The organism is Pseudomonas sp. BMW13 (genome assembly GCF_013357275.1).
GTDB classification, from domain to species: Bacteria; Pseudomonadota; Gammaproteobacteria; order Pseudomonadales; family Pseudomonadaceae; genus Aquipseudomonas; species Aquipseudomonas khazarica.
This window is the reverse complement of record NZ_SUKD01000006.1, coordinates 20,217-33,364: the sequence shown is the minus strand read 5'-3', so window position 1 is coordinate 33,364 and position 13,148 is coordinate 20,217. Positions and strand designations below refer to the sequence as shown.

Here is a 13,148-nt window from a genome sequence, read left to right as displayed (position 1 = left end):
AGAAGCTCGCGCGCGCGGCAGAGGGCTCGCCGAACCGGGGCATGGAAGTTGCTGGGATCTGCCTGTAGGAGCCCGCTTGCGGGCGATGCGTCCTTCCTGGTCATGCAGATCGCCGGCAAGCCGGCTCCTGCAGGAACGCTCGACAGGGACGATCTATCAGACAACGCCAGCAGGACGACGCCCGTGCAGCAGACCGGCACCCAGCGCATCATCAAGATTCGCCGCGACTACAACTCCTGGGTCGCCGACGAGACCATGGAGGACTACGCCCTGCGCTTCACGCCCAGGTCGTTCCGCAAGTGGTCGGAGCTGCGCATCGCCAACACCGCACTGGGCGCCGTGTCGTTCCTCGCGCTGGAGGCCATCGGTGGCGCCCTGGCCCTTTCCTACGGCTTCACCAACACCCTGTGGGCCGTGCTCGCGGTCGCGCTGGTGATCTTCCTCACCGGCTTGCCGATCAGCTACTACGCGGCCCGCTACGGCCTGGACATGGACCTGCTGACCCGTGGTGCCGGCTTCGGCTACATCGGCTCGACCATCACCTCGCTGATCTACGCCAGCTTCACCTTCCTGTTCTTCGCCCTGGAAGCGGCGATCATGGCGCTGGCCCTGGAGCTGTACTTCAACATTCCCCTGGCGCTGGCCTACGTCATCTGCTCGGTCATCGTCATCCCGCTGGTGGCCTATGGCGTAACGCTGATCAGCCGCCTGCAGATGTGGAGCCAGCCGGTATGGCTGCTGCTGCTCCTGCTGCCCTACGCCTTCGTCGCCGCCAAGAACCCCGATGCCCTGTCGGACTGGACCAGTTTCGCCGGGCGCGAAGGCGAACCCGGCAGCTTCAACCTGCTGCACTTCGGCGCCGCCTGCACCGTGGCCCTGGCGCTGGTGACGCAGATCGGCGAACAGGTCGACTACCTGCGTTTTCTCCCGGAAAAGACCCGCGCCAATCGTACTCGCTGGTGGACCGCCCTGCTGCTCGCCGGCCCCGGCTGGATCATTCCCGGTGCACTGAAGATGCTCGCCGGGGCCTTCCTCGCGTTTCTCGCCCTGCAGCATGAAATCCCCATGGAGCGCGCCGCCGAACCCACGCAGATGTACCTGGTGGCCTTCAACTACGTGTTCGCCTCGCCGCAGTGGGCGCTGGCCGCCATGGTCCTGTTCGTCATCGTCAGCCAGATCAAGATCAACCTGACCAATGCCTATGCCGGCTCGCTGGCCTGGTCGAACTTCTTCGCACGGATCACCCACAGCCATCCGGGGCGCGTGGTCTGGCTGGTGTTCAACGTGGCCATCGCCCTGATGCTGATGGAGCTGGGCGTGTTCGAGGCGATCGAGGAAGTGCTCGGCCTCTACGCCAACATCGCCATCGCCTGGATCGGCGCGCTGGTCGCCGACCTAGTGGTGAACAAACCGCTCGGCCTGTCGCCGAAGTACATCGAGTTCAAGCGCGCGCACCTCTACGACATCAATCCGGTGGGCGTCGGCGCCATGCTGATCGCCTCGCTGCTCTCGGTGCTGGCCCACGGCGGCCTGTTCGGCGCCCTGGCGCAGGCCGCCTCGCCAATCGTGGCACTGGGCTCGGCCTTCCTCCTCGCCCCGCTGCTGGCCTGGCTCACCGCTGGCCGCTACTACATCGCCCGCGAGCGTCAGCCACAGTTGCTCTACCCCTACGCCGAGTCCGGCCAGGTGCAGTGCTGCCTGTGCAACAACCGCTTCGAAGAGCCGGACACCGCGCTGTGCCCGGCCTACGGCGCACCGATCTGCTCGCTGTGCTGCTCGCTCGATGCGCGCTGCGATGATCGCTGCAAACCCCGTGCGCGCCTGGCCGACCAGCTCGACGACTTCGTCAGCTGGGTCTTCCCGCGTGCATCGATCCCGCGCCTGCACAGCCGCCTGGCCCAGTACCTCGGCCTGCTCGGTCTGCTGGTGCTGATGCTGTTCGGCGCCCTGGCGCTGATCTACAGCCAGGTCTCGCTGAGCCTGCTGACGCAGGAACCGGAGGTACGCCAGACGCTGTTCCAGGCCTTCCTCAAGGCCTTCCTCACTCTTTCGCTATTCGCCGCCATGCTCGCCTGGTGGCTGGTGCTGACCCGCGAGAGCCGCCGCGTGGCGCAAGAAGAGTCGGACCGCCAGACCCTGCTGCTGATGCAGGAGATCGAAGCGCACCGCAAGACCGACGAAGCCCTGCAACAGGCCAAGGAGGCAGCCGAATCCGCCAACGCGGCGAAGAGCCGCTACGTCACCGGCCTGTCCCATGAACTGCGCACGCCACTCAACAGCATCCTCGGCTACACCCAGATCCTGCAGCGCGACACGGCCATGCCCAGCCAGCACCAGGACGCCCTGGCGACCATCCTGCGCAGCGGCTCGCACCTGCTGTCGCTGATCGACGGCCTGCTCGACGTAGCCAAGATCGAGGCCGGCAAACTGCACCTGGAGCTGGCGGAGATTCCCTTCCCCGAATTCATCGATCAGCTCGAACGCATGTTCACCCCGCAAGCCGCCGAGAAAGGCCTGCGCTTTCGCCTCGAATGCATCGGCCGCATGCCGGCGGTGGTACGCGGCGACGAAAAACGTGTGCGGCAGATCCTCATCAACCTGCTGGGCAACGCCGTGCGCTTCACCGAGCGCGGCGAGGTGCGCCTGCGCGTCGGCTACATGCGCGAGACCGCCACCTTCGAGATCATCGACACCGGCGTCGGCATCGCCCCGGAGCAGATCGAGCGCATCTTCCAGCCCTTCGAGCGCGGCGACCTGATGCGCCAGGACAATGGCGTCGGCCTGGGTCTGACCATCACCCGCATGCTCACCGCGCTGATGGGCGGCGAGCTGTCGGTGGACAGCGAACCGGGCCAGGGCACCCGCTTCCAGGTGCGCCTGTTCCTCTCCGAGGTGCGCGTGCCGCAGGCGGTGGTGCACGTGGAGCACGACATCATCGGCTACCAGGGCGAGCGCCGGCTGATCCTGGTGGTGGACGATCACCTCGAACACCGCCGCGTGCTCGCCGGCATGCTCGAGCCACTGGGCTTCGAGGTGATCCAGGCGGCCAGCGGCCAGGAAGCCATTCGCCAGGTGGCCCTGCAGCATCCGGCGCTGATCCTCATGGACCTGTCCATGCCGCAGCTGGACGGCTGGGAAACCAGCCGCCTGATCCGGCGCAACACCCAGTGCCAGGCGCCGATCATCGTGATCTCCGCGAATGCCTTCACCGACGATCGCGAACGCAGCGTGGCAGCCGCCTGCAACGACTACCTGGCCAAGCCGGTGTACACCCCGCAACTGCTCGAACGCATTCAGCAGCAGCTGGGCCTGACCTGGCTGCATCGCACCCAGGAGCGGCCCGCCAGCGTGCAGCGCGTGACCCTGCCCGACAGCGACGACCTGCAGGCACTGCGCGAGCTGGGGGCGCTGGGCTACATCCGTGGCATCCAGCAGCGCCTGGACGACATCGACCAGCGCAACCCGGCCTGCGCCAGCTTCACCGCCTCGCTGCGCAGCCTGGTGAAGCACTTCCAGCTCGACGAATTCAACCGCCAACTGAAGGAGGCCGAACATGAATGCGCCGCTCCACCAGCCTGAGTCGCGTCTGCCTGCCAGCCTGTCGGCCGAACGCGGCATCATCCTCATCGTCGACGACACGCCGGACAACCTGGCGCTGATCTCCGACGCCCTCGACGACGCGGGCTACATGGTGCTGGTGGCACTGGATGGCAGCAGTGCGCTGGGGCGCATCCAGCGGCGGCGCCCCGACCTGATCCTGCTCGATGCGATGATGCCGGGGCTGGATGGCTTCGAGACCTGTCGGCGGATCAAGGCCGATCCCGCCAGCGCCGACATCCCGGTGCTGTTCATGACCGCCCTGACCGACAGCGAACACGTGGTGCAGGGCTTCGAGGCCGGCGGCATCGACTACGTGACCAAGCCGATCAACCCCGACGAGGTGCTCGCCCGGGTCGCCTCGCACCTGCGCACCGCGCGCATCCTGCAGGCTGCCAGGGCCGCGTCCAGACCGGTCGACCTCAGCCTGGACAATGCGCCGGCGCACGCTCACCTGTCGGCACGCTTCCAGCTCACCGAGCGCGAGGTGGAGGTGCTGCGCTGGGTGGCGTGCGGCAAGACCAACCGCGATATCGGCGACATCCTCGGCCTCAGCCCGCGGACGGTGAACAAGCACCTGGAACACGTCTACGTGAAACTCGGCGTGGAGACCCGCACCGCCGCTGCCTCGGTGGCCCTGGCGGCGATGAGCGAACGCGCATGACGCACGCTCGGCTGATCCTTGAGTAGGGCGGGTGCAACCCGCCACTACAGAACAGCCGGGTTTCACCCGCCCTACGGAACGAGCGAAAGTCCGTAGGCTGCGGCATCCCGAATTGGCTTAGAGTGATGGCAACGCACCTGTTTCGGAGCCTGCCATGCCCCACCCCAACCTCGTCATCCTCACCGGTGCCGGTATCTCCGCCGAAAGCGGCATCCGCACCTTCCGCGCCAGCGACGGCCTGTGGGAAGACCATCGCATCGAAGAGGTGGCGACTCCCGAAGGCTTCGCGCGCGACCCGGCGCTGGTGCAGCGCTTCTACGACCTGCGCCGAGCCCAGTTGCGCGACCCGGCCATCGCGCCGAACGCCGGGCACCTGGCGCTGGCCGAACTGGAGGCAGCCTGGCAGGGTGATTTTCTGCTGGTCACGCAGAACGTCGACAACCTGCACGAACGCGCGGGCTCCCGGCGCCTGCTGCACATGCACGGCGAACTGCAGTCGATGCTGTGCAGCAACAGCCAGCGACGCTTCCCGCTGGACGGCGACATGCCGGTCAGCCAGGCCTGTGCCTGCTGCGGCCTGAGGGGCACGCTGCGCCCGGATATCGTCTGGTTCGGCGAGATGCCCTATCAGATGGAGCGCATCCAGGATGCGCTGGAGCGCTGCGAGCTGTTCGTCAGCATCGGCACCTCCGGTCATGTCTACCCGGCAGCCGGCTTCGTCGAACAGGCGCGGCGGGCAGGCGCCCACACGCTGGAGATCAACCTGGAGCCCAGCCAGGGCCATTCGCTGTTCGCCGAAAAGCGCTATGGCCTGGCGACCGAGCAGTTGCCCCGCTGGGTCGCGGAGCAGCTGGCCGGCTGAGCGTCGACATGCAGGAGCCAGCTTGCTGGCGATCAGCCTCGCGCAGGATCGCCGGCTCCTACAAACGCACGCGCATTACCAGACAGCGACGTAGGGCGGGTGCAACCCGCCACGCCGAAACCGGCGGGTTGCACCCGCCCTACGGTTACTGCTGTGCTGGTGCGACCACTTCGGCCGGAGCTTCGGCGGCCGTGGGGCTGAACATGCCGCTGTTCCAGGCATGGTAGCCGCCAGCCAACAGCACCAGCAGCAGGACCACCCAGGGCCAGACCACCGGTTTGTCGGCGTAGGGGTCACGCAGGGCACGGTCGCTGCCCTTGGGCAACTCGGCCATTTGCGTCAGCGCAGTACCGAAGGGAATGCTGATGCGCGCCTTGGCGTTCACCGCCCAGCCATTGGCATCGAGAATCGGCCCGAGGCTGCGCCGACGCAGCTTGAACCAGGCCAGCAACATGGCCGGGCCGGAAATGGCCAGCAGCACGCCCAGCAACAGCAACGGCACCTGCCACCAGGCCAGCGACAGGATGCCGGTCACCACTGCGGCCAGGGCCGTACCCAGGGCACCGACCGCCAGGCCGATGGCAGCGAAGATCCCGGCGAACTTGGCGATGTCGAATGCCGGTGCCGGCGTTGCAGCAGCCGGCGCCCCCGTTTCACCGACCTTGGCAGCGGTCTTGCTGACCATGTCGGCGTCGCGGCTGGCCGCCAGTTTCTGCACCTGGTCGGAGACCAGCTTGGAGATGCGCCGATAGGGCGACCAGAAGGCCTCGCGGATGCTGATGGCGCTCTGCACCACCTTGACCACCTTGGCGTCCCAGTCATTGCCGTCGCGGTCATAGAACAGGCCATGGCGCCCGGCCTGCAGGTCGCCCTCGCTACCGGCGGTGACCGCCACCACGATATTCATCGCCTCCTTGCCTCGCACCGGCTCGCCACGACGGGTACAGGCGCAGTAGAGCAGGAAGCAGTCGCTGGCCGCCGCCACCTTGGCATGCGCCTCGATGTTGTCGACCTCCACCGCCAGGTCGCAGCTCTTGCCGTCGATGTACAGCGTGCCGGCCTGGAACACGGCCTTGTCCTGACGGGCATAGAAACTCTGCAACGACACGAAGTTGCGCAGCAGCGTGATCAGGCCGTGGCGCAGGCGAATCAGCTTGTCCAGCTCGACCAGCCCGTCGGCCGCCTCGGCCACGGTCTTGTCTTTCTCGACCAGCGCCAGCAGGCGGGCTTCGGCGTCCTGCTCCACCAGTTCGAGGATGCGCCCGCGCTTGAGCACTTCGACAATCGCCACCTTGGGCGTCTCGGCCTGCCAGGCCAGGTAGTTGCCGCAGAGCGCGACCAGGTGCTGCCACTGCTCGCGCGACAGGCGCTCCAGCTCGCCGTAGACCGGCACCACCACGCGCTGGCGGAACTCGCCGATCGCGCCTTGCCATGCCGGGTTGAGGCCCTTGTCCAGTGGCAACTCGTCACCGTGCTGCACCGCCGCCAGGGGTAGGCCGGCGACTTCGCCGGCATCCGCCAGGGACAGCGACGACAGACGCACCAGCTCGGCTTCCTGGGCATTCATCAGCGCCGCGGCACGCGGGTCGAACTCGGCCATGGCAACGCGGGTGAAGTAGTCGTCGATCTTGGCGCGCACGGCACTCAGCGCCTCGACCGCCGCGACCGTGCCCTCGCCGAAGGCGTCCAGTCCCTGCTCCGCCGCACGCGCATGCCAGGCGTGCAGCTGGCGCGCCTGCGCGAAGAACTCGCCGATCTGCTCGGCGCCGATCGCGGCCTCGCCACTGCGGTCGGTCTGCGCCCCCAGGCTGGCGATGATGTCGGCGATGGCCGCCTTCAGCTCGGCGTCATCGGTCAGCGTCGCCGGCACCAGGCCGTCGCCGTTGGGTTCGTGCGGCGGGAACAGTTGCGCCAGGTTGGCTGTGTCAGCCGGCACCAGGCTGTCGCCATCGGCGCGCCCCAGCACCGCCAGCAGGCGTTGCGCCGCCAGGCGCAGGCGCGCCCCCACGGCGTCATCGGTGAGCGATGCAAGTTGCAGCGGGCCGTTCTCGAACAGCACGGCCGGATCGCGCAGACGCGCCAGCGTCCAGTCCACCACGTCGAGGATTTCCGGGGCGCGGATACGACCGTCCTTGTTCAGGTCGATGTAGTCCAGCATGCGCCGATCCAGCTCCAGGTTGTTCACCGGGCAGGCCAGGCTGGCCCAGAGCTTCTGGTCCAGGCCACGCAGTGCGGCGAGATCCGCCGGGGTTTCCAGTTGCACCTGATCGAAGCCGCCGGCCCGGAAGAAGCGCCAGCGATGCGCGAGAGCTTGAGTCATCTACAAAAGATCCTTTCTTGGTGAGGGCGACTGCGCCAAGCAGTCCGGCATGCTCCCGTCGCCACGCACGGGCGCACGGTCATGCCCTGGACTCCTACATCCCAGGCGCTGTTCGGCCCAGTGTACCCGAGCTTCAGCGGCACGCACTCATTGCGCCTCGACCGCCAGCGGCTGCGCGTCGGGCTGCTTGATCAGCGCATAGAGCACGCCGGTGAGCAGGCTGCCGGCGACGATGGCCAGCAGGTACAAGGCGGCGTGGTTGATGGCGTTGGGGATCAGCAGCACGAACAGGCCGCCGTGCGGCGCCATCAGCTTGCAGCCGAAGTACATCGACAGGGCGCCAGTCAGCGCCCCGCCGGCGATGCTGGCAGGGATCACCCGCAGCGGGTCCCTGGCGGCGAAGGGAATCGCCCCCTCGGAGATGAAGCACAGCCCCAGCACGCCCGCCGCCTTGCCAGCCTGACGCTCGCTCTGGGCGAACTTGCGCCGCGCCAGCACGGTGGCGATGGCCATGGCGATCGGCGGCACCATGCCCCCGGCCATGGTCGCGGCCATCGGCGCGTAGCTGCTCGACGCCAGCAAGCCGACGGAGAAGGCGTAGGCCGCCTTGTTGATCGGCCCGCCAAGGTCCACGCACATCATCCCGCCGAGCAGCGCACCGAGCAGAATGGCGTTGGTGCTGCCCATGCTGTCGAGAAAACGGGTCAACGACTGCAGCACACCCGCCACCGGCGTGCCGACGACATAGATCATCAGCAGGCCGGTCACCAGGCTGGCCAGCAACGGGATGATCAGGATCGGCTTGAGCGCTTCCAGGCTCTCCGGCAGACGCACCCAGCGGGCGATGGCCCTGGCGCTGTAGCCGGCGATGAACCCGGCGACGATGCCGCCAATGAAACCGGCGCCCAGCGAGCCGGCCAGCAGCCCGCCGATCATGCCCGGCGCCAGCCCCGGACGATCGGCGATGGAATAGGCGATGTAGCCGGCCAGTACCGGCACCATCAGCTTGAAGGCGGCGTCGCCACCGATCTGCATCAGCGCTGCCGCGAACGTGCCCTCCTCCTTGAAGGCCTCGATACCGAAGACGAACGACAGGGCGATCAGCAGACCACCCGCCACCACCATCGGCAGCATGTAGGAGACACCGGTGAGCAGGTGCTTGTAGGGCCCGCTCTTCTCGCCCTGGCTGGCTGCGGCCTGGCCTTCGCCGGACGCCACCTCGCTCAGTGGCCGGGCCTCGTTCAGCGCCCGTTCCAGCGTCTGTTGCGGCTGCTTCAGCGCCACGCCGGTGCCACAGCGATAGACCTTCTTGCCGGCGAAGCGGCTGGTGTCTACCTCGATGTCGGTGGCCAGCAGCACCGCGTCGGCAGCGGCGATGGCGGCCTCGTCGAGCAGGTTGCGCGCACCGACCGAGCCACGGGTCTCCACCTGCAGCTCGATACCCGCACGCGTCGCCGCCTGCTGCAGCGCCTCGGCGGCCATGAAGGTGTGCGCCACCCCGGTCGGGCAGGCGGTGATGGCGACCAACCGGCGCGTGCCAGCGGTCGACGGCTCGGCCGTAGCCTGATAGGGCTCGGCGCGCTCGGCCGCCTCACGCAGGAAGCGCTGCGGGTCGGCCAGCGCCTCGGCCGGCGAGGCCTGCAACAGGCGTTTGCCAGCGAAGCGCTGCAACGGCAGATCGCCGGTCCGAACCACCAGCACCCAGTCAGCGGCGGCGATGTCCGCCGCACTGAGCGGCGAGCCAATGGCGCGGGCGTCGTGCACCTCGACGCGGGTTTGCCAGCCCAGGCGTTCGGCAGCCGCTTGCAACAGACGCGAGCACAGCACGCTGGTGACCTGGCCATTGGGGCAGGCAGTGACGATCAGCAGATTCATGGTGGGTGCCTCTTATTGTTCTGGACGGTGCAGTTGCACGGCCGCTTCGAAGCGGGCCAGTTGCTCGCGATCATGGATACCGAAGCCGATCTGGGTGACCGCCTGCGCCGCCACTGCCGTGGCCAGGCGCAGCGTGCGCTCGGCGGGCCAGCCTTGCAGCAGGCCATGCAGGCTGGCCGCCAGCAGCGAGTCGCCGGCACCGACGGTGCTGGCCACCTCGACGCGCGGCGGCACGGCACGCAGGGCGATACCCGGCCCGTGCCATTCGACGCCGTCGGCGCCACGCGAGAGCAGCACATGCTCGATGCCCTGCCCGCGCAGGCGCGTGATGGCCGCTGGCAGGTCGTTGCCGCAGGCCTCGCGCAGTTCTTCCTCGTTGGGCTTGATCAGCCACGGCACGACGCCGAGGGCCGCGTGCAGGGCCGCGCCGCTGCTGTCCACCACCAGCGGTACGCCACTGGCCTTGATCCGTCGCAGCAGGCTGGCGAACCACTGCGTGGTGACGCCACGCGGCAGGCTACCGGCGACCACCACGGCGTCGTGCCCGGCGAGCAGCGGCTGCAGCTCCTCCTCCAGGCGCTGCAGGTGCTCCGCCTCGACCTGCGGCCCAGGGCCATTGAGGTCGGTGATGCGGCCATCGGCCTCGGCCAGCTTGATGTTGCTGCGCGTCTCGCCCGGCACGCGGACGAACAGGTCATGAAAGCCGCGCGCCTGCATCAGGCGCTCGAACGGCGCCGCATTGGCACGGCCCAGAAAGCCGCTGACGCTCAGGCTGTGGCCCAGGTCGGCGAGCACCTGGGCGACGTTGAGGCCCTTGCCGGCGGCATGACTGCGCAGCTCGTCACAACGGTTGATCGCGCCGGGCTGCAGGCTCGGCAGGCGCAGGGTCAGGTCCAGCGCCGGATTCAGGGTCAGGGTCAGGATTCGTGCCATCAGTGCATCTCCGCGACCAGCGCGCGCACGGCGCTGGCACTGTCCAGCGCCAGGGCGCGATCGACCAGGGTACGAGCCTGGCGGCTGTCGACCTCGCGCACCCGCGCCTTGACCAGGGCGATGGAGCGCGGCGTCACGCTCAGCTCGTCCACCCCCAGGCCGATCAGCAGGGGCACGGCCAGGCGATCGCTGGCCAGCTCGCCACAGACGCCGACCCACTTGCCCTGGGCATGGGCTGCCGTGACAGTCATCTCGATCAGGCGCAGCACCGCCGGGTGCAGACCATCGGCCTGCGCCGACAGCTGCGGATGACCGCGGTCGATGGCCAGGCAGTACTGGGTCAGGTCATTGGTGCCGATACTGAAGAAGTCCACCTCGCGCGCCAGCACCGGCGCCAGCAGCGCAGCCGAGGGCACTTCGATCATGATGCCGAGCTGCAGGTCGCGCACCTCGATCTCTTCGCGCAGGCGCTGCACCAGGTCACGCGCCGCGCGCCACTCCTCCACCGCGCCGACCATGGGGAACATGATCCGCAGCGGACGACCGTCGGCCGAGGCGAGCAAGGCGCGCAGCTGGGTTTCGAGGATGTCCGGGCGCTGCAGGCTGAGGCGAATGCCGCGTACGCCGAGGAAGGGGTTTTCCTCGGCGGGCATCGGCCAGTACGGCAAGGGTTTGTCGCCGCCGACGTCCAGCGTGCGCACCACCAGCGGGCGGCCAGCCAACGCGTCGAGCACGCGGCGGTACTCGGCTTGCTGCGCGGCCTGGTCCGGCGCCTGGGCATGTTCCATGAACACCAGTTCGGTGCGCAGCAGGCCCACGGCCTCCGCGCCCAGCTCCACCGCGTCGGCGGTTTCCCCGCTGGCACCGATGTTGGCCGCCACCTCGACTCGCACGCCGTCACGGGTCTGCGCCGTGTCGAAGCGCCGGGCATGCGCCTGCTCCTGGCGGCGCTGCGCAGCCTCGCGTTCATGCAGCGCCTGGTCACGCTCGCGCGCATCCGGCGCCACCCGCAGCACGCCGCTGTCGCCATCGAGCAGCAGCGGCGTACCCTGCGCCAACTGCAGCACGCCGTCGCCGGCGCCGACCAGCGCAGGAATGCCCAGGGCGCGGGCGATGATCGCGCTGTGCGCCGTCGCCCCACCGCGCGCGGTGAGAATGCCGGCAACGCGTCGACGATCGAGCCCGGCGACATCGGACGGCACCACCTCGGCCATTACCAGAATGTAGGGTTCGTCCGGCTCGCTGGGCAGCGCCACGCCACACAGCTGCGCCAGCACCCTATTGCCGATGTCGCGCAGGTCGGCCGCGCGTTCGGCCAGCAGCGCATCATGCAAGGCTTCCTGACGCCTGGCCGTCGCCTCGACCTCGACCTGCCAGGCGGCTTCGGCACTGGCGCCCTGCCCCAGGCGTGCCTCGACATCCTCACGCAGTGCCGGGTCACCAAGCATGGCCAGGTGCGCACTGAATATCTCCCGGATGCTGGCCACGCCCGCGCCGTCGACCAGGCGCTGAATCTGCGCCGAGACGACGGCCAGGGCCTGCTCGAGGCGCGCCCGCTCAGGCTCGATGCCCTGCCCCTGTTCGGCGAAATGAAAGGTCGGAGGCGTGCGCACCAACGCCGGCCCGATGGCGATACCGGGCGAGGCACCAACCGCCAGCAGGCGAGCGCCGGCGACAGGCGCGACCGGCGCGACCGGTTGCAGCTGCGCGGCCACCTCCGGCAGCGCCTCGCTCAGCGGTTCGACCGTTTCACCGAGGCCGCTTTGCAATGCCGCACGTAGCGCCGGCAACGCCGCTTCGGCAATCGCCGGCTCGGCGCTGAACTCCAGCATCTGCCCGCGACGCGCCCCCAGCGCCAGCAGCCGGCTGAGGCTCTTGGCCGAGACGCCTGCAGCGCCGTCACCGAGCAGGCGCACACGGATCTCGCCGGCAAAACCCTGCGCCAGCTCGCTCAAGGCCTTGGCCGGTCGTGCATGCAGGCCGTGGGCATTGAGCAGCGGCACGCTGAGGCTGGGCCAGTCCGGCGCCACCTCGCCACCCAGCGCCTCGATCACCTGGCGGCTGTCGCTGGCCTCGCTGAACGCCGCCGCGCGACCGCCGATCAGCACATCGCAGAGCCGCTCCAGCGCCTGCCGATGCGCTTCACCCTGGCTGGCCAGGCAGAACAGGCCGCGCAGCGCCTCGCCACGAAAGGTCAGCGGCTGCGCCGGGGTGACGAACGCCAGGCCCGGCCGCTCGACACTGGCCTCGCTGTGCAGCCACCACAGGCCGTCACCCAGCGGCAACGGCTCGCCACGCGCCAGGCCGAGCGCAAAGCCCGTGCGCGCGCAACCGGCCTGGCGCAACAGGCGGGCACCCTGCCAGAGCAACTCGTCGAAGTCTTCGGCCGCCTGCCCCAACGCCACCAGCTGGCCATCCAGGGCCAGCGCCTGCGGCGCGCCCTGCAACAGTTCGAGGATCTGCGTGGCTTCACCCGCCTCACGCAAGGCCTGGCTCAGGTCCCCTTCGCCCAGGGCACGGGTCAGCAGTTGCAACAGATGCAGGTGCTCGTCGGACTGGGCGGCAATCGCGATGGCCAGGTACACCCGTTGCCCGTCACCCCAATCCACACCCGCCGGAAACTGAATCAGGCTGACCCCCGTGCGCAGCACCTGGTCGCGTGTCTGCGGCGTGCCGTGGGGAATGGCGATGCCCTGCCCCAGAAAGGTCGAGCCCTGGTGCTCGCGTGCCTGCAAACCGTCGAGATAAGCCGCTGTGGCCAGGCCAGCGCTGGCCAATGCATCGGCAAGCATGGCCAGGGCTTCATCCTTGTTCGCCGCGGCCCGGCCCATCTGGATCTGACTGGCATCGAGTTCGAGCATGGGAGTCTCCGACTTATTGTTCTGGCTAAGACGAGC

General features: G+C 68.7%; 7 protein-coding genes. 3 read left to right on the top strand and 4 right to left on the bottom strand.

Going from position 1 to position 13,148, the window contains the following annotated elements; all coding sequences use genetic code 11:
• Positions 1–183: 183 nt before the first annotated feature.
• From E4487_RS06435 to cobB, 3 genes are all read left to right on the top strand, one after another.
• Complete coding sequence (locus tag E4487_RS06435) at positions 184–3,579, top strand: ATP-binding protein (protein WP_175252973.1); 3,396 nt, start codon at positions 184–186, stop codon at positions 3,577–3,579.
• A complete protein-coding gene (locus E4487_RS06430; protein ID WP_051800504.1) occupies positions 3,554–4,261 on the top strand; it encodes a response regulator in 708 nt (235 codons plus the stop codon). Before E4487_RS06435 ends, E4487_RS06430 begins: the two co-directional genes overlap by 26 nt.
• A 154-nt stretch (positions 4,262–4,415) precedes the next feature.
• On the top strand, positions 4,416–5,123 hold the full coding sequence (cobB, locus tag E4487_RS06425) for a Sir2 family NAD+-dependent deacetylase (RefSeq protein WP_152487889.1): 708 nt from the start codon (positions 4,416–4,418) through the stop codon (positions 5,121–5,123).
• Between the two features lie 145 nt (positions 5,124–5,268).
• On the opposite strand, the gene E4487_RS06420 is transcribed toward cobB, so the two are convergent.
• The 4 genes from E4487_RS06420 to ptsP all read right to left on the bottom strand — a co-directional run bounded on the left by E4487_RS06420 (position 5,269) and on the right by ptsP (position 13,112).
• Positions 5,269–7,443 carry a hypothetical protein gene (locus tag E4487_RS06420; RefSeq protein ID WP_175252972.1) on the bottom strand — a complete coding sequence of 725 codons (2,175 nt, stop codon included), beginning with the start codon at positions 7,441–7,443 and terminating at the stop codon, positions 5,269–5,271.
• Between the two features lie 147 nt (positions 7,444–7,590).
• Positions 7,591–9,318, bottom strand: a complete 1,728-nt coding sequence (locus E4487_RS06415) for a fructose-specific PTS transporter subunit EIIC (protein ID WP_175252971.1) — start codon at positions 9,316–9,318, stop codon at positions 7,591–7,593.
• A gap of 12 nt (positions 9,319–9,330) precedes the next feature.
• A complete protein-coding gene (pfkB, locus tag E4487_RS06410; RefSeq protein ID WP_150608090.1) occupies positions 9,331–10,251 on the bottom strand; it encodes a 1-phosphofructokinase in 921 nt (306 codons plus the stop codon).
• The gene (ptsP, locus tag E4487_RS06405) at positions 10,251–13,112 is read right to left on the bottom strand and encodes a phosphoenolpyruvate--protein phosphotransferase (protein ID WP_175252970.1); all 2,862 of its coding nucleotides are present in this window, start codon (positions 13,110–13,112) and stop codon (positions 10,251–10,253) included. Before ptsP ends, pfkB begins: the two co-directional genes overlap by 1 nt.
• Positions 13,113–13,148 lie beyond the last annotated feature (36 nt).

What these genes read in the sequence shown, in the direction of transcription:
- E4487_RS06430 (WP_051800504.1), top strand. Translation starts at nt 3,554, where the DNA reads ATGAATGCGCCGCTCCACCAGCCTGAGTCGCGTCTGCCTGCCAGCCTG.
- cobB (WP_152487889.1), top strand. Translation starts at nt 4,416, where the DNA reads ATGCCCCACCCCAACCTCGTCATCCTCACCGGTGCCGGTATCTCCGCC.
- E4487_RS06420 (WP_175252972.1), bottom strand. Translation starts at nt 7,443, where the DNA reads ATGACTCAAGCTCTCGCGCATCGCTGGCGCTTCTTCCGGGCCGGCGGC.
- E4487_RS06415 (WP_175252971.1), bottom strand. Translation starts at nt 9,318, where the DNA reads ATGAATCTGCTGATCGTCACTGCCTGCCCCAATGGCCAGGTCACCAGC.
- pfkB (WP_150608090.1), bottom strand. Translation starts at nt 10,251, where the DNA reads ATGGCACGAATCCTGACCCTGACCCTGAATCCGGCGCTGGACCTGACC.
- ptsP (WP_175252970.1), bottom strand. Translation starts at nt 13,112, where the DNA reads ATGCTCGAACTCGATGCCAGTCAGATCCAGATGGGCCGGGCCGCGGCG.